Annotated in this window: 21 protein-coding genes; 11 read left to right on the forward strand and 10 right to left on the reverse strand. The window is 60.2% G+C overall.

What is annotated here, in order from left to right:
* Positions 1-15 precede the first annotated feature (15 nt).
* From LIX15_RS03220 to LIX15_RS03230, 3 genes are all read right to left on the reverse strand, one after another.
* The gene (locus LIX15_RS03220; RefSeq protein WP_265338404.1) at positions 16-804 is read right to left on the reverse strand and encodes a hypothetical protein; all 789 of its coding nucleotides are present in this window, start codon (positions 802-804) and stop codon (positions 16-18) included.
* A 272-nt stretch (positions 805-1,076) separates the two neighbouring features.
* The gene (locus LIX15_RS03225) at positions 1,077-2,477 is read right to left on the reverse strand and encodes a BGTF surface domain-containing protein (RefSeq protein WP_227776071.1); all 1,401 of its coding nucleotides are present in this window, start codon (positions 2,475-2,477) and stop codon (positions 1,077-1,079) included.
* A gap of 183 nt (positions 2,478-2,660) precedes the next feature.
* A complete protein-coding gene (locus LIX15_RS03230; RefSeq protein ID WP_227776072.1) occupies positions 2,661-3,200 on the reverse strand; it encodes a J domain-containing protein in 540 nt (179 codons plus the stop codon).
* Between the two features lie 78 nt (positions 3,201-3,278).
* Between LIX15_RS03230 and LIX15_RS03235 the strand changes: the two genes are divergently transcribed.
* Positions 3,279-3,506, forward strand: coding sequence for a hypothetical protein (locus LIX15_RS03235; RefSeq protein WP_227776073.1), 228 nt, complete (start codon positions 3,279-3,281; stop codon positions 3,504-3,506).
* Between the two features lie 30 nt (positions 3,507-3,536).
* Here the strand turns inward: LIX15_RS03235 and pyrF are convergent, their stop codons facing one another.
* Positions 3,537-4,334: an orotidine-5'-phosphate decarboxylase gene (gene pyrF, locus LIX15_RS03240; RefSeq protein ID WP_227776074.1), complete on the reverse strand. Its 798-nt coding sequence runs from the start codon at positions 4,332-4,334 to the stop codon at positions 3,537-3,539.
* 72 nt (positions 4,335-4,406) lie between these two features.
* On the opposite strand from pyrF, the gene LIX15_RS03245 reads away from it, so the two are divergent.
* A complete protein-coding gene (locus LIX15_RS03245; protein WP_227776075.1) occupies positions 4,407-5,063 on the forward strand; it encodes an HAD family hydrolase in 657 nt (218 codons plus the stop codon).
* Positions 5,064-5,067: 4 nt separating this feature from the next.
* Here LIX15_RS03245 and LIX15_RS03250 read toward each other — a convergent pair whose 3' ends face one another.
* Positions 5,068-5,445, reverse strand: a complete 378-nt coding sequence (locus LIX15_RS03250; RefSeq protein ID WP_227776076.1) for a DUF7993 family protein — start codon at positions 5,443-5,445, stop codon at positions 5,068-5,070.
* 24 nt (positions 5,446-5,469) lie between these two features.
* Entirely contained in the window at positions 5,470-5,916 is a 447-nt protein-coding gene (locus LIX15_RS03255) for a DUF2240 family protein (protein WP_227776077.1), read from the reverse strand.
* Positions 5,917-6,007: 91 nt separating this feature from the next.
* Between LIX15_RS03255 and LIX15_RS03260 the strand changes: the two genes are divergently transcribed.
* Positions 6,008-6,385 (forward strand): 30S ribosomal protein S8e, encoded by a 378-nt coding sequence (locus tag LIX15_RS03260; protein WP_227776078.1) that lies wholly within the window; start codon positions 6,008-6,010, stop codon positions 6,383-6,385.
* Between the two features lie 107 nt (positions 6,386-6,492).
* Here the strand turns inward: LIX15_RS03260 and LIX15_RS03265 are convergent, their stop codons facing one another.
* Positions 6,493-7,491 (reverse strand): phosphate signaling complex PhoU family protein, encoded by a 999-nt coding sequence (locus LIX15_RS03265; RefSeq protein ID WP_227776079.1) that lies wholly within the window; start codon positions 7,489-7,491, stop codon positions 6,493-6,495.
* A gap of 319 nt (positions 7,492-7,810) precedes the next feature.
* Between LIX15_RS03265 and LIX15_RS03270 the strand changes: the two genes are divergently transcribed.
* From LIX15_RS03270 to phoU, 5 genes are read left to right on the forward strand one after another with little or no spacing between them, the layout of a single operon-like run.
* Positions 7,811-8,824 carry a phosphate ABC transporter substrate-binding protein PstS family protein gene (locus tag LIX15_RS03270; RefSeq protein ID WP_345410689.1) on the forward strand — a complete coding sequence of 338 codons (1,014 nt, stop codon included), beginning with the start codon at positions 7,811-7,813 and terminating at the stop codon, positions 8,822-8,824.
* Between the two features lie 55 nt (positions 8,825-8,879).
* Positions 8,880-9,836 (forward strand): phosphate ABC transporter permease subunit PstC, encoded by a 957-nt coding sequence (gene pstC, locus LIX15_RS03275; protein ID WP_227776081.1) that lies wholly within the window; start codon positions 8,880-8,882, stop codon positions 9,834-9,836.
* A gap of 1 nt (position 9,837) precedes the next feature.
* Positions 9,838-11,520: a phosphate ABC transporter permease PstA gene (gene pstA / locus LIX15_RS03280; RefSeq protein WP_227776082.1), complete on the forward strand. Its 1,683-nt coding sequence runs from the start codon at positions 9,838-9,840 to the stop codon at positions 11,518-11,520.
* A 3-nt stretch (positions 11,521-11,523) separates the two neighbouring features.
* Positions 11,524-12,405, forward strand: a complete 882-nt coding sequence (gene pstB / locus LIX15_RS03285) for a phosphate ABC transporter ATP-binding protein PstB (protein WP_345410061.1) — start codon at positions 11,524-11,526, stop codon at positions 12,403-12,405.
* Between the two features lie 42 nt (positions 12,406-12,447).
* The gene (phoU, locus tag LIX15_RS03290) at positions 12,448-13,125 is read left to right on the forward strand and encodes a phosphate signaling complex protein PhoU (RefSeq protein ID WP_227776083.1); all 678 of its coding nucleotides are present in this window, start codon (positions 12,448-12,450) and stop codon (positions 13,123-13,125) included.
* Positions 13,126-13,288: 163 nt separating this feature from the next.
* On the opposite strand, the gene LIX15_RS03295 is transcribed toward phoU, so the two are convergent.
* On the reverse strand, positions 13,289-15,511 hold the full coding sequence (locus tag LIX15_RS03295) for a CDC48 family AAA ATPase (RefSeq protein ID WP_227776084.1): 2,223 nt from the start codon (positions 15,509-15,511) through the stop codon (positions 13,289-13,291).
* Positions 15,512-15,714: 203 nt separating this feature from the next.
* On the opposite strand from LIX15_RS03295, the gene larC reads away from it, so the two are divergent.
* Complete coding sequence (gene larC / locus LIX15_RS03300) at positions 15,715-17,127, forward strand: nickel pincer cofactor biosynthesis protein LarC (RefSeq protein WP_227776085.1); 1,413 nt, start codon at positions 15,715-15,717, stop codon at positions 17,125-17,127.
* Between the two features lie 24 nt (positions 17,128-17,151).
* Positions 17,152-17,376 (forward strand): hypothetical protein, encoded by a 225-nt coding sequence (locus tag LIX15_RS03305; protein ID WP_227776086.1) that lies wholly within the window; start codon positions 17,152-17,154, stop codon positions 17,374-17,376.
* 32 nt (positions 17,377-17,408) lie between these two features.
* Here the strand turns inward: LIX15_RS03305 and LIX15_RS03310 are convergent, their stop codons facing one another.
* Entirely contained in the window at positions 17,409-18,137 is a 729-nt protein-coding gene (locus LIX15_RS03310) for a hypothetical protein (RefSeq protein ID WP_227776087.1), read from the reverse strand.
* 86 nt (positions 18,138-18,223) lie between these two features.
* Here LIX15_RS03310 and radB point away from each other — a divergent pair, with 86 nt between their 5' ends.
* Positions 18,224-18,922 carry a DNA repair and recombination protein RadB gene (gene radB / locus LIX15_RS03315; protein ID WP_227776088.1) on the forward strand — a complete coding sequence of 233 codons (699 nt, stop codon included), beginning with the start codon at positions 18,224-18,226 and terminating at the stop codon, positions 18,920-18,922.
* Between the two features lie 23 nt (positions 18,923-18,945).
* Here radB and LIX15_RS03320 read toward each other — a convergent pair whose 3' ends face one another.
* Positions 18,946-19,188 carry a hypothetical protein gene (locus LIX15_RS03320; RefSeq protein ID WP_227776089.1) on the reverse strand — a complete coding sequence of 81 codons (243 nt, stop codon included), beginning with the start codon at positions 19,186-19,188 and terminating at the stop codon, positions 18,946-18,948.
* Positions 19,189-19,254 lie beyond the last annotated feature (66 nt).

The following is a 19,254-nucleotide window of genomic DNA, read 5'->3' on the forward strand; positions in this document are numbered from 1 at the left end:
TTTCTCAACTACTATTTACTTTTCGACAGCTAAATTCGAGTCCTTCTCGAATTTGATGGAAACCCCTCCGTGTTTCGCTCGATCGCTTACGACGAGGGTCGCGTCGGCGGCGTCGATCGAAACCAGCGTTCTAAAGGTTTTCGTCTGTCCCCCTTCGATGACCATCGGACTGAAGTCGGTCACGTTTTCCAGCGGTTGATAGCCGTGGAGCGTGCCGTTCGAGCGAACGCCGAAGTCCCCCGGTTTGAGACCGACCGAGTCGTTACCCTCGTTCGTGACGTTCATCGTGACGAGAAGGAACTGTTTGCCTTCGCCCGGTTTGTAGATGCCGGGGTCGCCGGATTCCGGGTTGAGTTCCGAGAGACGCTTTGCGTTCCACTGCACGGTCAGCGAGTCGGTGGAGTTGTTCGCGACCGTGGATTGCGCTGTCACGTTCCAGTCTTGCGTTTCGACCTGCCCTCCGGTTCCGATAATCATCGGGGCGACCGTGGTCGTCCCGACGAGTCCGAGGAGAAGGACGACGACGCCCACCACGAGTTTCGGTTTGACGAGCAGTGAATCCGGAAGCGAAACGGGAAGCGAGAAGCCGCCTTCGTCGGAATCGTTCGTTTCGGCCCCTCTCTCCCCACCATCGGTGAACTTGTTGACGAGGTCGTGGAGTTCGCGCGCCTCGATGATGGTTCGTAGCTTCTCGCCATCGACTAACTGCACGCCCGCCTTCGCGCCGATCTTTTCCGCGTCCTCGGAGAACATACCCGGCGTGACGACCGCGCCCTCGCCGACGCCGTACTGCTTGCAGAGCATGACGAACTGCTGGAGTTCCTTGCCGCTGACAGCGTCACCCGTCGCCGGTCGCGCCCAAATTAACCCCTCTGCGCCCTCTTTCTGAAGCGTGACGAACGATTTTTCTTTTTTTCGTCGTCACCTGTGTTTGCCAGCCCTGTTTGGTCCAGAGGGCGGCGACGAATTCGGCAAACGGGGTTTGTTCCATTTGGCGTATCATGGTCTATGTGGGTTCGGGGACGGTTGGTTCGTGCGTTTATCCTCAGTCATCGTATAAAATCTATCGGACATGTTCATCGCGAGCGCCGGACGACGAGGAGCGCGGTGGCGAGAAACGCCACGAGCGCGACGGTTACGTTGAATCCGGGCAGACCACCCTCCGAGACGGTTTGCGCGGTAATCGGCTGTTCGGTCGAAATCGGCGTTGGCGGGGCGACCGTGGTCGTCGTAGTCGTCGTGGTAGTTGTCGTTGTCGTGGTGGTCGTCGTTTCGGGCTCTTCTGGTTCGAGCGTCGGTGCCACGATTCCGCGAATCTCCATTTCCTGGTCGCGGAGTTCGATCATGAACTCGGTGCCCGACGCGAGTTCGCTGAAATCGAACGTCGCGCCGAACGTTCGGTTTTCCGTGACGACCGGCGCGGGGTCTGCGTGCCAGATGAATGGATTCGTCCCTTTGTCGAACACGCTCACGTTGATGGTCGTCCCCGGTGCGAGCGTCGTGTCGCCGCCGATGGCCGTCTCGTTCGCCACGACCATCACGTTGCCGGTGTAATCGACGGACACCCGGCGTTCGACTACGGAGAGACTCGTTTCAGCGATTTCGGATTCCGTAACCATCGGGTTGTCCGCGCCGATTTCGAACGTCACGTCGTACTCCTCGCCGACTTCGATGTCGTGACTCGACGTGTCGGCAATCAGGTAGAGCGTATCCGTTTCCTCGTCCAGAAGGAGCCGTTCCGGTTCGCCTTCGGTCACATCCTCGCCGTCGAACTCCTTCGGCGTCGTGTTCCGGCCGTTGTTGGACTCTCGGAACGTGACGGAGACGTCCTCGGCACCGCCAGCCAGATTCGCGTTTTCGACGAAGCCGCCGAGTCCGGACGCGTTGAGCGCGAAGACGAACTGGTCGCCGCTCGCAATCGTTCCGTTGTCGTCGGTCATCGACGCGGCCTCTCGAAGGTCGGCCGCCGGGTCGTCCGCCGATTCGAACGCCGAGGGATCCGCGGCGGCCGGGAGAACCATCGTGCGTGCGTCGCGCGTTTCGCGCTCTTTCACGGTGAACGTCCCCACGTCCTGTCTGACTCCATCGACCGTGACGTTCATCTCGTACTCTCCGGTTTGGAGCGGGCCGGTTTTCGACAGAATGATGGCGTTCGGGGTTCCTTTGAGACTCCCCTTGACCAGCGAAACCGAGTCGTTTTCGTCTGCCCGGTAGGTGTTAACCGCGAGGGTCGTCGTTCCTTTCGTCACGTTCGCCTGCACCCAAAATCCGTTCGCCTTCGAGCCGATGTTGACCGTTGCGGCCTCGTTCGTGCTCACCGTTATCTCGATAACGTCACCGCGGTGGTCGCTAACTGTCGCGTCCTCGAACGTCGCGCTCTTTCCGTTGACGACGCCGCTAGAGAGAATCGGAGCGACAATGGCCGAACAGAGGAGAACCACAACGAACAATGTGGCATGTTTTGTGACACTTTTCATCGATAGACACACATCTGACAGTATTTAGTGCCCATTACTCGAAATCGCATGTTTCAGGCTATTTGGTCATCGATAGCCGGGATCGATAGTGTCGGCATGAGTTACTAAGTGAAGTGTTATGAACCGACTGTAATAAATTCGTCCGTCAGTACCGCGACTGATAATCGGCGCCGTAACTGAGACTCATCGGTCGCTTCGAACCCGTTCGTACGCTCGATTGACGCGCTTGAACGCTTCTTCGTTTCCGTTGGCCCGGTCCGGGTGAACGTCTTTCACCTTCTCGCGGTACGCCTCCCGAACTGCCTCGTCGTCAGCACCGACATCGAGACCGAGGATTCGGTAGGCCTCCGCCGGACTCGGCCCGGACGAACCGTTGACAGTCGCCCGTCTGCGGTTGCCCTCGCGCGCGTCCCACTGCGCTTGTTCACGACTGCGCGCGCGAGTTCGCGCGCGCGACTGGCTACGAGTTCGCTGTCGCGTCCGCTCTCGGCCCGCGGTCCGCGTCGACCCGAACCCACGATTCGAGTCGCGGTAGGCAGCCTCGCGTTCGACTTTTTTATGAAGTCGGCCCGTCGCGTGGTACCAGAGGATAGCTGTCGTGACGCCGAACGGTATCGCGAAAACGACGAGAAAGAGGTTGTACCAGAACCCGAGGATGGTGAGCGAAACCGTAATGCCGGCGAAAACCGCGGAAAGACCGAGCAGGAGGCGCGACCTGAGCACGTTCTACGCTACGGGAGGATGGGTGTTAAGCCTCTCGCCGCCCACAGACTGATAGCCGTCGGCGATAAACGGGGAGACATGAGCGTCACTGGTCTGTGTCAAATCTGTGAGACGGCGAAAGCGACGCACGACTGCGACCGCTGTGGTGCCCTCGTCTGCGACGACGACTGGAATCGTGACACCGGTTTCTGCGTCGAGTGCACGGCGGAAATCGGCGGCGGCGGAGGCGGAAAACGGACACCGGAGGGGCCGGGAAGCGAGGATATTCGACCGCCGGACACCGACGACGAAACGCACCAGTTGTAGCCGACGGAGAGAAGGCCGATTTCGGCCGCTCTACCGGTACTGATTCAACTGCGTTTTCAGTCGTTTTGCGGACTGTCCGGAAACTTTGTGGAATTCCTCGCCAGCGTCCTCGCCCGCGAAGATGATTCCCCGCGAGGAGTTGACCAGTCCGGCATCGCGCGCGGTGGCGCAGGTCGCCGCCGCCTCCGCGTCGCCGCCCTGCGCCCCGACGCCGGGGACGAGGAACGGGAGGTCGGGGACGCGCTCGCGGACGTCTTCCAGTTCGTCGGGCGTCGTCGCGCCAACCACCAATCCGACGTTTCCGTTCGCGTTCCAGAGGTCTGCGAGCGAGGCGACCCACTCGTACAACGACTCGCCGGAGGCCAATTCGAGATCTTGGATGTCCGTTCCGCCGGGGTTCGAGGTACGACAGAGGACGAACACGCCCTTGTCCTCGCGCGAGAGGAACGGGTCGAGGGAGTCGCGGCCCATGTACGGATTGACCGTAATCGCGTCGGCCATATCGAGCAGGTTCGCGTACTTCCGGGCCGTGTTACCGATGTCGCCGCGCTTCGCGTCCAGCAGAACCGGTACGTCCTTTCCGTGCGCGTACGCGATGGTTTCTTCGAGCGCCCTCCACCCGTTCCTGTCCTCGTAGAACGCGACGTTTGGCTTGTACGCTGCGGCGTGTTCGTGCGTCGCGTCGATAATTCGGCGGTTGAACGCCCAGCGAGGCAGGTCGTGCTCGTGAAGATGGTCGGGGATTCTGTCGAGGTCGGCGTCGAGTCCGACGGAGACGATGCTGTCGATGGCGGAAATTCGTTCCCCGAGGCGGTCGAAGAAGTTCATACTCCGAACTTTTCGCGGTGGGTCATGGATGTATCGAACTGATAAAGAGCACTCGCGTCGTAGACGTATCAAATGCGCGTGACCGCTGTGGGCTTTGACCTCGATGACACGCTTGCGGTAACCGACCAATCGCGAGCGACGCTTCTCTCGGACGCGGCGGAAGCGGTGAGCGCTCCGGCGCTCTCGCGCGATGATTATCTCAACGCCCACAGTCAGCATCTCGCGACCGAAACGCGGGAGCCGATTTTCGAGGATCTGCTTCCCGAAGGGAGCGAAATTTCCTCCGAGACGCTCACGGAAGCCTATCGGAACGCGATTCTCGACGCGCTCACGCCGCTGACCGGCGTTCCTGGTCTGCTCGATACGCTCCGGGAACAGTATCGCGTCGGACTGCTGACGAACGGTCCAGTGGTCGCCCAGCGCGGGAAAATCACCCAACTCGGCTGGGAACCGTACTTCGATACGACCATCGTCACGGGCGAACTCGACGCTGGCAAACCCGACAGTCGGGCGTTCGGCGCGCTCTGTACCGAACTCGAAACGCCGCCGGAAGAAGCCGTCTACGTCGGCGACGATCCCGAGATGGACGTTCTGGGCGCGAACGACGCAGGGATGATGACCATACAGGTGCTGTATCCCGACGGCCCCGAACCCGAACCGGCGGCCGACGCCTACATCGACCGCGACGAACTCGTGTTGAGGCTTCCCGACCTGCTTTCCTCGTTCTAACCGTCTAACTGGCGTCCAGTCCGGCAATCAGGGCGTCGACGGCGCGTTTGACGTGCGCGCCCTGCTCCACGAATATCAGAACGCGGGGCGGCTCAACCGCTTTCGGTCGAACCAGCAGATCTGCTTCGCGGGCGGTTCTCTCGGCCGATTCGATGCCGTCGGTGAGTTCCATCCGAATCCGATCGGGGTGAACGAACACGCTCGCCACCCGTTCGCCATTCCGTTCGACTTCGTAAGCCAGCGTCCCGTCTTCGGTCGGTTCCGCGTCGCGGTTCGCGTTCACCACGGCGAGCGAATCGAGCGGCGGGTCTTCGCGCCCGTCGAGTTCGGAGGAGAGGAGTTGTGCGATGCGCACGCCGTCGGTGGTTCTGTCCTCGACCATATCCGGCTTTGGCGAAGCGCGGGTTTACGCTTTGAGATCTTCGAGTGCTTCGTCCGCCTCGCTGCTCACGTCGATACCGTTCCGGCGCGCGTAGACGATTGCGGCGGCTTCGACCGAAATGCCCGCGTCCTGTTGTAGCTCGTTGATTTCCGCGACCGCGGTCTGTTTGGTCGTCCCGTGTGCGACCAGTTTATCCAGCACCTTCTCGAACGTCGATTGCTCCTGTAACAGGCTCTCCTCCGGTTGGAACTCGTCGGGAATCTCGATGTCGGTGGGGTCGAACTCCGCGACGAGCGTTTCGTCCTCCCGCGAGAGGAGTCCCTGTCCGCTGGCGACGTCGACGAGGCGCTTCGCTTGGTCGGGGGAAAACCAGTCCCGGTCGAGTGACAGCGCGACGACGAATTCGCTTTCTCGCATCCGCTCGCGCCCGTTCTGTTGGAACGGCGCGGCGACAGCTATCCGCAAACTCATGGTCAAGCGGAACTGGATGTGGTGGCCTAAATCTGCCGATGTCGAACTACGAATCGAGCCATTGAAGTATTTCGTGGGCGACCCTCACGATATGAAAGACCAAGGACGCTCCACGCGAAAGCGAACCGGTGGCCGACTAAAGCCTCTCCGGAAGAAAAAGAAGTACGAACTCGGTAACCAGCCAACCGAAACGCAGGTCGGCGAACCACGCTTCCGCACTACGGACGCTCGCGGCCGCAACGCGAAAATTCGCGCGCTCACGACCGACGCCGCCAACGTAACGACGGGCGACGAAACCGCCAGCGCGACGATTCAGGACGTGCTCGAAAACGGCGCGAACCCGAACTACGCCCGCCGAAACATCATCACGAAGGGTGCGGTCATCGTCACGACCGAAGGCAAAGCGCGCGTGACCTCCCGACCGGGCCAGACCGGACAGGTCAACGCCGTCCTCGTCGACGACGAATAATCGAATCTTCCGTTTTCGATTCGACGATTCCGAATTCCGAGAGCGACTGCGCTAACAAGGGGAAGGGTGGTTTGTAGAAGGGCAGAAACGGAGTTGAACGTTCGTTTTTACGGACGCGGTGCGGCTTTCTGGAGCGCTGTCTCGGCGATGTTGCCGCCGTAGTCGGCACAGCGCGAGAGGGAGTCGACGACGAGTCCGAGCGACTGTGCTTGCTGTGGGTCTTGTTCGCGGAGCAGCTTGTCGATGGAGCGCGCGTGTTCGTCGATTTCCAAAATCGCCTGTCGAGCCTCGTTTGCGAGTTTGGTCGCTTCGTCGCTGTCGGCGGAAAAGAGGGCGTCCATCGCAGTGGCGATAACGTCGGTGGCGTCGTCGTGGAGTTCTTCGAGACTGTCCATCACCTCCTCAGGCGGTGCCGACGACATCTGAAGCGTGAGTCGACCGATTTTTGCGGCGTGGTCGGCGATGCGTTCGAGTTGCCGCGCGCTCGAGTGGTAGTCGAAACACACCTCGCGGGACATGCCGAGTTCCTCGGTCGCTTTCGCCGTGCGAAGTGCGGCCCGGAAGATGCGGGAGACGACGTACCAGAGTCGATCAACGTCCTCGTCGCGGGTGATAACGTCGCGCGCGATATCCTCGTCGTTCTCGGCGAGGGCGGTGATGGCATCGTCCAGCATCGATAGCGCGATGAGTCGCATGCGCGTGACCGCGTTGTGAATCGACAGTTCGGAGGAGTCGAGAAGGTCTTGAATAACGACCTTATTGCCGGTTTCTTCCAACACTTCGAGGCCGACGAGTCCTTGCGTCGCGGAGCTGATGGTTCTGCGCTGTTCGGTCGTGATACGACTGGATTCGAGCGTGATGATGTCGAACCCGCTCACGTACATCGTCATGACCGCGCGATTCAGTTCTTCGTCCCGAAGGTCTCTGATGTCGAGCGTTCCTTCCAATTGGTCTCGTTCGTCCTTCGGGGTGAGGAGTAGCGAATCCGATTCCGGGTAAAATTCGACGACGCTTCCGGCTTCGATGCCGTTGTCGGTTGCCCACGTTTTCGGGAGCGAAACGGTGTACGTCGAACCGCCGGTGACCTGCACCTTGCGCGTCTCCATACGTTCGTATGGGTTCGAGCGGACTATAAATCCACCTATCTCTATATACTAATTCGAGAAAACCACTATCAACGCGGATAGTATGGTTATCGTTCAGATGGGCGATAATCATGGAAATATTGGCAATTTAAAGCCAGAAAATTAGAAGATAAATACGTCGAACAAATCGGAGTGTATCGCTCGAACCTCGCGATATGGGATAGTTAGCTCCGTGTAAACAACGGATGACACATATGACCAAACGCAGAACAATACCATACGTAGAAGTATATAGAAATAATAGCAACGTATTATTACGTTCTGTCCTTCGAATTTGATGATGTCAGGTAAGTCGTCAGACGGCGTTTCGCGGCGGACGTTCCTCGCGGGAGCAGGTGCATTAGGAGTAATCGCGCTCGCGGGTTGCACGAAAAATCCCGCGGCGGGAGGCGGTTCCGGAAATTCCGGCGGTGGCGGTGGACTGAGCGGTTCGATTAGCATCTCCGGTAGTTCGACGGTGTTTCCACTGGCGCAGGCGATGCGAGAGGAGTTCCTCAAAGAACACGAAAATGTGAGCATCGACGTGAGTTCGACCGGAAGTGGTGGCGGCTTCGCGAACCACTTTTGTCCGGGGCAGACGGAGTTCAACAACGCTTCCCGACCGATTCAGGAGGAAGAGGTAACGTCCTGTGAAAACAACGGCGTTACGCCCGTCGAACTTCAAGTGGCAACGGACGCGCTCACGGTCATCGTCAACAACGACAACGACTTCGTCGACTGCATGACCGTCGACGAACTCAAACAGATTTGGCAGGGTGGAAACGGCAAGGTCACCAACTGGAGCGACGTGAACTCCGACTGGCCGGACGAGAAGATTCAGCTCTACGGGCCGACGGAGGCCTCCGGGACGCTCGACTACATGCACGAGACGGTCGTCGGCGAGGACAACGAACACCGGATGGACCATCAGGCGAGCGAAGACGACCAAAGTATCATCGGCGGGGTCAAAGAGAGCAAATACGCGCTCGGCTACCTCGGATTTTCCTACTACAGCAAATCGAAAGACGAGGTAAAAGCGCTCGGCATCGACAACGGCAACGGCTGCGTCAAACCGTCGCTCGAAACCGCAAAATCGGGCGAGTACAAGCCGCTTTCGCGACCGCTGTTCACCTATCCGGCGCAGTCGGCGCTGAGCGAAGACCACGTCGCCGAGTTCGCAAAATTCTGGGTCGAGAACACGACGAACAAGGAAATCGTGGCGGACAGCGTCGGATACGTGCCGCTCGACGATTCGCAGAAAGAAAAGCAGATGAACACCCTCGAAAAGGCCATCGAGAAGGCGAACGGTAATTAAAGCGACCGAATCGGTAAACGAAGGCCTTTTCGAATACGACTGAGGAATACGAACAATGAGTACTGATCGGATAACACAAAATCTTACAAGACGAACAGGAAATTCGTCGCGGGAGCTGTTAGCGCGCCTGTTTTTCTTTACTTGCGCACTCCTGTCGATAATCACAACCGTCGGTATCGTTCTCTTGTTGCTCAACGAGTCGCTGGGGTTTTTCAGCGAAACTGCGGGATTACTCGGTGTCAACGGTGAGACGACATCTATATTCGACTTCGTGACCGGGTCAACGTGGCGACCCAGTAACGGCGAGTTCGGCGTGTTAGCGCCCCTAACGGGAACGCTCATGGTGACCATCGGTTCCGCAGTTATCGCGCTACCGCTCGGCGTCGCAACCGCACTCTATCTAAGCGAATACGCGAGCACGCGGACGCGGTCGGTGCTGAAGCCAGCACTCGAGATTCTCGCTGGCATCCCGACCGTCGTCTACGGTTTCTTCGCGCTCATCTACATTACACCGTTGATAGACATCTTCATCGACGTACAGTTTTTCAACATGATATCGGCGAGCATCGTCGTCGGTATCATGATCATTCCGATGGTCGCATCCATCAGCGAGGACGCGATGAGCGCCGTTCCTGATTCGCTCCGACAAGCGGGATACGGAATGGGAGCGACGAAGCTCGACGTCTCCGTCGGCATCGTCATTCCCGCGGCGATTTCGGGTATCTTCTCCTCGTTCATCCTCGCGCTGTCGCGCGCAATCGGGGAGACGATGGCAGTGACTATCGCGGCGGGAAGCGTCGCGTTCCTCCGAAATCCGCTCAACCCGGCGGAGTACACCAACCCGAACATGCCGATGACGGCGGCGATCGTGAACTCGCTGACGGGTGACTTCGCCGGCGGCGGTATCGCGTATCGGAGCGCGTTCGCCCTCGGTCTCACCCTGTTCGTCATCACGCTCGTGATGAACGTCGTGAGCGACCTCATCGCGGAACACTACCGGGAGGAATACTAAGATGGCAACAGACTCAGGCGGATACGAAAAGACGAGCGGATTTGGGCAGGTCAGTCAAACGGCCGGAACGGTATTCAAGTACACATTGCTGGCCGCGACGCTCGTCGGCATCGTCGCGCTGGGAGTGTTGCTGCTGTACGTAGCGAACGACGCCATTCAACCGCTCACGGCCGACCCGGGGTGGTATCTCGTCTTCTTCACCACGTTCGTCCTTCCGACCGTCGCCGTCGGCTGGTATCTCAACCGAACCGACAGAAGCTCCCTTTCGGCTGGGGTAACCGCACTCGGAATTCCGGTCGTCGGGACGATATTCGCGGCCGGAATTTCGACCGTCTTCATCGACGTGGTGTACCCGCTGCTGTGGTTCGCGTACTTCGTTGCGTTCGCCGTTCCGGTCGTCTTCGCCATCGGATTGAGCCGAAGCGATTTCGAAGTGCCGTTCCTCGGATGGCTGGGTATCACGATTCTTACGTTCGCCGCATCATACGTGCTCATTCCGTACGGTATCCTCCGTCTGCTCTACATCCCGACCGACGGAATGTCGATGGCGCTCACCTTCGGCTCGGTGGGAGCGCTGGCGGCGAGAAGCTACGTCGGCAAACGGTGGGACGGAGAACGAACCGGGAACATCGTGGCGGCCATCACCCTCCTCGTGACGATGCTCTCCGCCCCGGTTGGTCAGTTCGTCGGAATCGGGGCCGTTCCCGCGCCCATTTTGATGACATTGGCCGGAGTGCCGGTCGGGCTCTACGTCGCCGACACGCTCGCTCATCGGCCAGAAAACAAAGTTGGACTCGCACTCCCCCTCGTCGTCATCGGCGGCGCACTTCTCGGGGCGCTTTTCGTTGATATTCTTTCTTTCGCCGGGCCGCAATCGTGGCTCGATTGGAAGTTCGTCACCGGCAATAGTTCGAGAACCGCTGGTGATGCGGGTATATATCCCGCAATCGTCGGGTCGGTGCTGTTGATGTTCGTCGTCGCCCTCGTTTCGTTCCCGGTCGGCGTCGGTGCCGCGGTGTATCTCGAGGAGTACGCGCCGAACAACCGGCTGACGAGAATCATCAAAATCAACGTCTCGAATCTAGCTGGCGTTCCGAGCGTCGTGTACGGACTGCTCGCCGCAGGTGTCTTCGTCACGTATCTCGGCCCCGGTATTCCTGTGCTTCCACCGGCAATCGCAGAACCGCTCGGCCTCGCGCCGATATACGTCGCCGGGAGCCTGTTCGGTTCCGGTACCATCGTCGTGGGTGGATTGGCGCTCTCGTTGCTCATCCTCCCTATCATCATCATCTCGTCACAAGAGGCTATTCGAGCGGTGCCGGACGACATGCGACAAGCATCGTACGGAATGGGCGCGACCCAGTGGCAGACGGTGAAAAACGTCGTCCTCCCCCGATCGTTCCCCGGCATCCTCACCGGAACGATTCTCGGACTGGGACGCGCAGTTGGCGAGACCGCACCGCTCATCATGATCGGTGCGGCGAACATCGCCGGTATCCCGCGCACGTTCGAGTCGAAGGTCGTCGCGATGCCGATGCAAATCTACGTGTGGGCGGGGACGTTCGCCACGGAGGAGTTCTTCGAGCGAGTCGTCCCGGCGGGCGTCGTCGTCCTGCTCGTCGCCATGCTGGTGATGAACTCGGTCGCGATTGCACTGCGAAACAAGTATCAGAAGGAGGGATAACCAATGAGTCAAGAGAACATGCAGAACGAGGAAACGAACGAGGGAGAGAGTACAGGCGAATCACCTACCTCGATGGCCGACGACATGGTCATCGACACCGACGTCGATTCGGGGAGCGTCAATCGCGCGGACACGCGACCGATAATCACGTCGAAGGACGTGAAAGTCTGGTACGACGACGACCAAGCGCTCCGGGGAATCGACATGGAGATTCCGGAAAACCGCGTCACCGCGATGATCGGTCCATCCGGGTGCGGGAAATCCACCTTCCTCCGGTGTATCAACCGGATGAATGACCTCATCGATGCTGCGCACGTCGAAGGCGAACTCTCCCTGCGGGGGAAAAACGTCTACGACGACGACGTGGACCCGGTGGCGCTCCGCCGCCGCGTCGGAATGGTGTTCCAGAAACCGAACCCGTTCCCGAAGAGCATCTACGACAACGTCGCCTACGGACTGAACATTCAGGACAAGGACGGCGATTACGACGAAATAGTCGAAGAGTCGCTCAAGCGCGCCGCGCTGTGGGACGAAGTGAAAGACCGACTGGACGAATCCGGCCTTGAGCTCTCCGGCGGGCAACAACAGCGTCTCTGCATCGCCCGCGCCATCGCGCCCGACCCGGAAGTCCTGCTGATGGACGAACCCGCGAGCGCGCTCGACCCGGTCGCGACCTCGAAGGTCGAAGACCTCATCGCCGAACTGGCGGAAGATTACACCGTCGTCATCGTCACCCACAACATGCAGCAGGCGGCGCGCATCAGCGACAAAACAGCCGTCTTCCTGACGGGCGGCGAACTCGTCGAGTTCGACGACACGCAGAAAATCTTCGAGAACCCCGAGCACGAACGCGTCGAAGATTACATCACCGGCAAGTTCGGATAAGATTCATACGACAACCTCTCAAATACAATCTCAACACAAACTATGGCACGCAAAAGCTACCAACAGCAGTTGGCAGGCCTCCACGAAAACGTCCTCTACATGAGCGAAGTCGTGATGGAGCGACTCCGTCTCGGTCTCAACGCGCTCGAACAGAAAGACCGCGACCTCGCCCACGAGGTCATCGAGGGCGACGACGAAGTGAACGAACTGTACCTCGAACTCGAACAGGACTGCATCGACCTGCTCGCACTCCAGCAACCCGTCGCGAGCGACCTTCGGATGATCGCCGCGTCGTTCAAAATCATCACCGACCTCGAGCGGATCGGCGACCTCGCGGTGAACCTCGGCGAGTACACGCTCGAAGCCGACCACGACGTGTTCCCCGAAGTCGATATTCAGGAACTCGGAACCGTCACGCTCGACATGCTGGAGGCGACGATGGACGCCTACGCTGAGAACGACACCGAGGCCTGTTACGCCGTCGCCGACCGAGACGACGATTTGGACGACCTCTGTGAGCGCGCCAGCGCGCTCGTCGTCCGCGACCTCATCGAGACGGAACTCGAAGAGAACACCGAACAGGAAATCGAGCGACTCCTGCAGGACGTTTCTCGCCTCCTGCTCACCATCCGCGACTTGGAACGCATCGGCGACCACGCCGTCAACATCGCCGCACGAACATTTTACATGGTCGAAAACGACGACGAGCTTATCTATTAGAACGCACCTTTCGATACTACCTTTTACGACGGTCGCAGGCAGAACCGGTGACGACCACCGTCGCCGGTTCAGCTGGCTTCTTCACGGGCGCCGCCCGTGAAGGAACGAGATAGCTTCGCTCTCTCGCATTTTCTGTAAAAGGTGGTAATTAAAAGCTGGTTCCTTATTGGAAACCGATTCTGCCGCCGGTCTGGCGCTGTGGGCCGGACGAGCCGCCTTTGAAGTCCTGTTCGATTTGGGTGTAGTAGTCGAGCAGATCTTCGGTGATGGTGGCGCGCACGCTCTCCATCGCCGCGCGGAAGTGGCGCATCTCGACCTCTTCCGCGTCGTCGTCCTCGCGCAGGGCTTCGATTGCGGCCTCGCGCGCGATAGATTCTAAGTCGCTGCCGACGTAGCCGTCGGTCATCTCCGCGAGTTCGCGCAGGCTCACGTCAGGCGCGAGCGGCGTGTCTTCGGTGTGGATTTTGAGGATTTGCTCGCGACCTTCCTCGTCGGGTTGCCCTATCATGACGAGGCGGTCGAAGCGACCCGAGCGGATGAGCGCCGGGTCTATCATATCGGGACGGTTGGTCGCGCCGATGACCATCACATCGCCCTTCTCTTCGAGCCCGTCGAGTTCCGTGAGCAATTGGTTCACCACGCGCTCTGAGACGTTGCTACCGACCTCCTGACTGCGTCCGGGGGCGAGGCTGTCCAGTTCGTCGAAGAAGATAACCGTCGGGCTAACCTGCCGCGCCTTGCGGAAGGTCTGGCGGATGGCCTTCTCCGACTCGCCGACCCACTTCGACAGCAGTTGCGGTCCCCGCACGCTGATGAAGTTGGCGTTGGTTTCGTTAGCGACGGCTTTCGCCATGAGCGTTTTCCCGGTTCCGGGCGGCCCGTAGAGCAGGACGCCGGACGGCGGGTCGATTCCCATTCGGTCGAACTTCTCGGGCGAGGTGAGCGGCCATTCGACGCTCTCTTTGACCTGACTCTTGGGGTCTTCGAGGCCGCCGACGTCGTCCCACGAAATCTTCGGCAGTTCGACCAGAACTTCGCGCATTGCGGAGGGCTCGACCTCGTTCAGCGCACCCCTGAAGTCCTTACGCTTCACGATCATCCGGTCGATGAGCGACGGCGGTATAGACTCTTCGTCTAAGTCGATTTCCGGCAGATAACGCCGGAGTGCCTTCATCGCAGCTTCCTTCGTCAGGCTCTCGATGTCGGCACCGACGAAGCCGTGGGTGTCGTTCGACAGGTCGGGAAGGTTAACGTCGTCCGAAAGCGGCATCCCGCGGGTGTGTATCTGGAGGATTTCCGTGCGACCCTCCTCGTCCGGAACGCCGATTTCGATTTCACGGTCGAACCGACCCGGACGGCGGAGCGCCGGGTCAACCGAATCGACGCGGTTGGTCGCCGCGATGACGATGACCTGTCCGCGCGCTTCGAGGCCGTCCATCATCGTCAGCAGTTGGGCGACGACGCGACGCTCGACTTCGCCGGTCACGTCCTCGCGCTTGGGCGCGATGGAGTCGAGTTCGTCGATGAAGATGATAGACGGTGACTCCTCGGCGGCGTCCTCGAAGATTTCTCGGAGTTGCTGTTCGGACTCGCCGTAGTATTTCGATATAATCTCAGGGCCAGCGATGGAGAAGAAACTCGCGCTGGTTTCGTTGGCGACGGCTTTCGCCAACAAGGTTTTCCCGGTTCCGGGCGGGCCGTGGAGAAGCACCCCTTGTGGTGGCTCGATGCCGAGCTTTTGGAAGATTTGCGGGTGCTTCATCGGGAGTTCGACCATCTCCCGCACGCGCTGGATTTCGTTCTGTAAACCGCCGATGTCCTCGTAGGTGATTCCGCCGCCGGTCTTCTCGAAGCCGGAAATCGGCTCCTCGCGCAGTTCGACCTCCGTATCCTCGGTGATGAGACAGACGCCTTGCGGGTCGGTCTCCACCGCGATGAGCGGAATCGCCTGTCCGGGCGAGCGCATGAACGGGTGGTTCGTACTCGACATGACGGGCACGATGTCGCGCTCGACCACCGGGCGTTTCAGAATTTGGCGTTTGACCATTCCTGCGGCGTCGCTTCCGAACTGGACGCTCGCCTCCTCGGGAGGAGCGAGCACCAGTTTGTCGGCCTTTTCCGCCTCGGCCTTTCGTATTTCGACGCGCTCGCCGATGCCGACGTCGGCGTTCTGGCGCGTGAAACCGTCGATACGAACCGTATCGGTGTTCCAGTCCTGCCGGTCGGCACGCCAGACTTTCGCCGCCGTCGTGTCACCGCCTTCTATCTCGATGATATCTCCGGGGCTCAGCTTCAGATGCAAGAGCGTGTCCGGGTCGAGACGGGCGATGCCGCGTCCCGAATCGTTCGGATACGCCTTTGCGACCTCCAGTTGCACTTCGTTCATGATTGTTCAGTCACGGGGATGGTTGTGGGTGATAGTTCGCGGGGCATAAGTCCTTTGCTACCGGGTTTTTCGGCCACGCTGTCTGCCGATGTTGTAGGGCGGTGCCCGCGTGCGATGATTGACACTACGGGATAACAGTACAAAGGGATAGTGGTGCCAACACGACCGGTGGGATTTTCGCGTTCCGGCACGCGCTGGCACGTATGAGGACGCTTGCGTTCGACGGACGAATGGGGGCCAGCGGCGATATGATTCTCGGAGTACTGCTCGACGCCGGAGCGGACCGAACCGCACTCGAACCGATCGAAAACGCGCTCGACGTGGAGTATTCGGTCGAAACGACGGTGAAAAACGGAATTTCTGCGACACAGGTTCGCGTGCTGCTGACCGGCGATTCGGAGCGCGACGAGTCGGGCGAGGGCGAACCGGACGAGGATGGGGACGCTCCCGAACATGGACACACCCACGGAGATGAGCACGGCGACAACAGCCACGAGCACAGCCACGACGGCCACTCTCACGAACACGACGATGATACTCATGGAAATCACCACGAACACACCCACAATCACGGCGATGATCACGACCACCCCCACGACCATCAGCACGCAGAAAGTGCCGGTCCGGCGCGAACCTACCGCGAAGTAATCGATCTGCTGGAATCGATGGGACTCGACAGAGACGTCGAAGCCAACGCGAAAGCCGTGTTCCGGATTCTGGGCGAAGCGGAGGCCAGCGTCCACGACACCGACCTCGATTCGACGCATTTTCACGAGGTCGGCGCGGACGACGCCATCGCGGACGTGGTCGGTTCCTGCTTGCTGTTCGCCGATCTCGACGCGGAGCGAGTCGTAACGACGCCGCTCGCGACCGGCGGGGGACAAGTCGGGATGAGCCACGGAACCTACCCGATTCCCGCACCCGCCGTGGTCGAAATCGCGACCCGGGCCGATTGGTCGCTGTCCGGCGGCCCGGTCGAAGCGGAACTGCTGACACCGACGGGGGCCGCGATTCTCGCGCATTTCGCCGACGGCGTCGAAACGGTTCCCACCTTGAATATCAAAAAAGCGGGCTACGGCGCGGGGGGCCACGACTTTCCCGAACATCCGAACGTCCTCCGCGCTCTCGCCGGTGAATCGGGGGATGACGGCCTCATTCGCGACGATATTACCGTTCTCGAAACGAATCTGGACGACACGTCGCCGGAAGTGCTCGGCGGCCTTCAAGATACCCTCGCAGGTTCAGGCGCGCGAGACGTGTCCATCCTCCCGGCGACGATGAAGAAATCGCGTCCGGGCCACCTCGTTAAAGTCATCACGAAACCCGAAGACGCGGAACGAGTCGCCCGAAAATTGGCCGAAGAAACCGGAACGCTCGGCGTTCGTGCCACGGGCGCAAGCCATCGCTGGATTGCCCGCCGGGAGTTCGAGACGGTGACGCTGGAGATCGGCGAATCGGAGTACGACGTGACCGTAAAAATCGCAAGCGACGAATCCGGGTCGGCGTACGACGTGAGCGCCGAATTCGACGACGCTCTTGCGGTGGCGGAGGAAGCCGGGATTGCGGTTCGTGAGGTGATGCGCCGAGCGGAGGGCGCGACGTACGAAAATCTATAACTATCGACAAATCGTAGTTGGAACATGGTTCTCGTTCGCGTTCAGTGTCCCTTCGACGGCTGTGACGGAATGGGTGAGTTCGAAACCGACCCGGAGGGCGAAATCGTCGCCCGCGAGAAGGGTCACGTCGAACTCGACAAGTTTCAAAAGGTCGGTAAGCAACTGCTGTCCGGGTCGATCGTCAAGGAAGAACACCTCCAGTGTCCGGTCGAAGAGACGCACCGGTACACCGTGCTGGTGGAATTGTAATCCGCGCCGATAGATCGGTAATTTACCCCTCCTCACTCCTCCCGATGTTCGTCGAGCGCTTCGTCGATAGTCAACTCGCCCGCCGCGACACGGCGGGCGAGTTCCTCGTCGATTTCGCGGTTGTCCTCCGAGCGTTCGCGCGACCGGCGTTTGATGACGCCGAGTTCTCCCTGCGTCGGTTCGATGTCGCGTTCCTCCACGACTTCGCCCTCCAGTCGAGCGATGTTGGCCGCCGCGAGCACGTCGCCCATGCCGCGCGCACCGGTTCCGAGGTACGGCGTGGTTCCGGTTTCGTCCACGAGTTCGACCAACATATCTTCGAGTTCGCGGATGAGGTGCGCGCCTTGGAGCCGCGCGCCGTCGCCGATTCGGACGACCGGGTCGATTGCGTCTTCGACCTCCTCGCGGACGACGTCCGCGGCGTCGGTAATCGGGACGTGAAACGCGGAGACGACGAGATCGCCCGAGAGAACCGCGATTCCGGGGCGCGTTCCGGGGTCGATGCCGATGATGGTTCTACCGGACTCACCGCGGAGGACGACGAGGGCTTCCTCGACCGCTTTTCGAGGATGCTTGGAGTCCGCGACGACGACTGGAAGGTCGGTGTCGATGTCGTCCTCCTCGGCCCGGATACAAATCCGGGCGTGCTCCGGAAGGTCGTCACCCGGTTCGATGGTCGTAAACCGGACGCCCCTATCGCGCAGTTCGTTCACCACGTCGTGATACAGTTCGAAATCCGCTGTCGCAACGACGACTGTCACTCTGCTCCATTCGCAGGGGTGGAACAAAATCACCTCGGTCGAGCTGAAACCGGAACTTTTTGCGTGAGAAGGCCTAACGACCGCACGTGACCGACGCAGAGAAACTAACAACCGGGTGCCCGCCCGTGGACGACCTGCTCGGAGGGGGATTGGAACGAGGAACCGTGACGCAGGTGTACGGGCCGCCCGCGGCAGGAAAGACGAACGTCGCGCTTGGAAGCGCAATCGAAACCGCGCGGAACGGCGGGACAGTGGTGTATATCGACACCGAGGGGCTCTCAGTCGAGCGATTCGAGCAAGTCGCCGAGGCGAAGGTGAGCGACGTGGACGAGGTCGCCTCCCGAATCATCATCAAGGAGGCCCTCGATTTCGCCGAACAGGAGGCCGCGGTCAAGGACGTGAGCGAGTTCGCCGACCGCGCCGACCTCGTCGTGCTCGACAGCGCGACCGGATTTTACCGCCTCGAACGGAGCGAGGACACGAAAGGCGGAGAAGCGCTTCGCAGCGTCGCCCGACAGGTGACCCATCTACTCTCGCTGGCGCGAAAGCACGACCTCGGGGTTCTCCTGACGAATCAAGTGTACACCGACCCGGATTCAGACGGCACCCGACCGCTCGGCGGACACACGTTGGAACACTGGACCGGCGTCGTCCTTCGAGTGGACCGCTTTCGCGGCGGCAACCGTCGAGCAACCCTCGAAAAACACCGGTCGAAACCCGCCGGGGAACGCGCCCAGTTCCGAATCACGGACGCCGGATTGGAAGGCACGGAAGAGATGGTCTGAGTTCGAGTCTGCGGGTTCGCTTTTTACTCCGAGATTGCCGTGACTGTTGTGCCGAGTTTTTGAACGAGGAAGACGGTTGTTGAGAAGAGACGATTGCAGATGTTGGGCGCAAACCACGCCCGTCCTTCTTTCGCAGGCGTTCCGCCTGCTCGATACCTCGTTCGGTCCCCGCTTCCGGCCCAACCGCAAGCGGGCAGGCCGTCGTCCTGTCCGCCCGAGCCAAACCCGACAAGCCGATTTCGGAATAAAACGCTAACTTCCGACAATAGCGGCTGACTACTCGCTCGCCTGCGGATTTGGCGGTCGGCTACGCCTAACAGTTGCAATCTGCA

The sequence above is a fragment of the Haladaptatus pallidirubidus genome (assembly GCF_020700235.1).
GTDB classification, from domain to species: Archaea; Halobacteriota; Halobacteria; order Halobacteriales; family Haladaptataceae; genus Haladaptatus; species Haladaptatus pallidirubidus.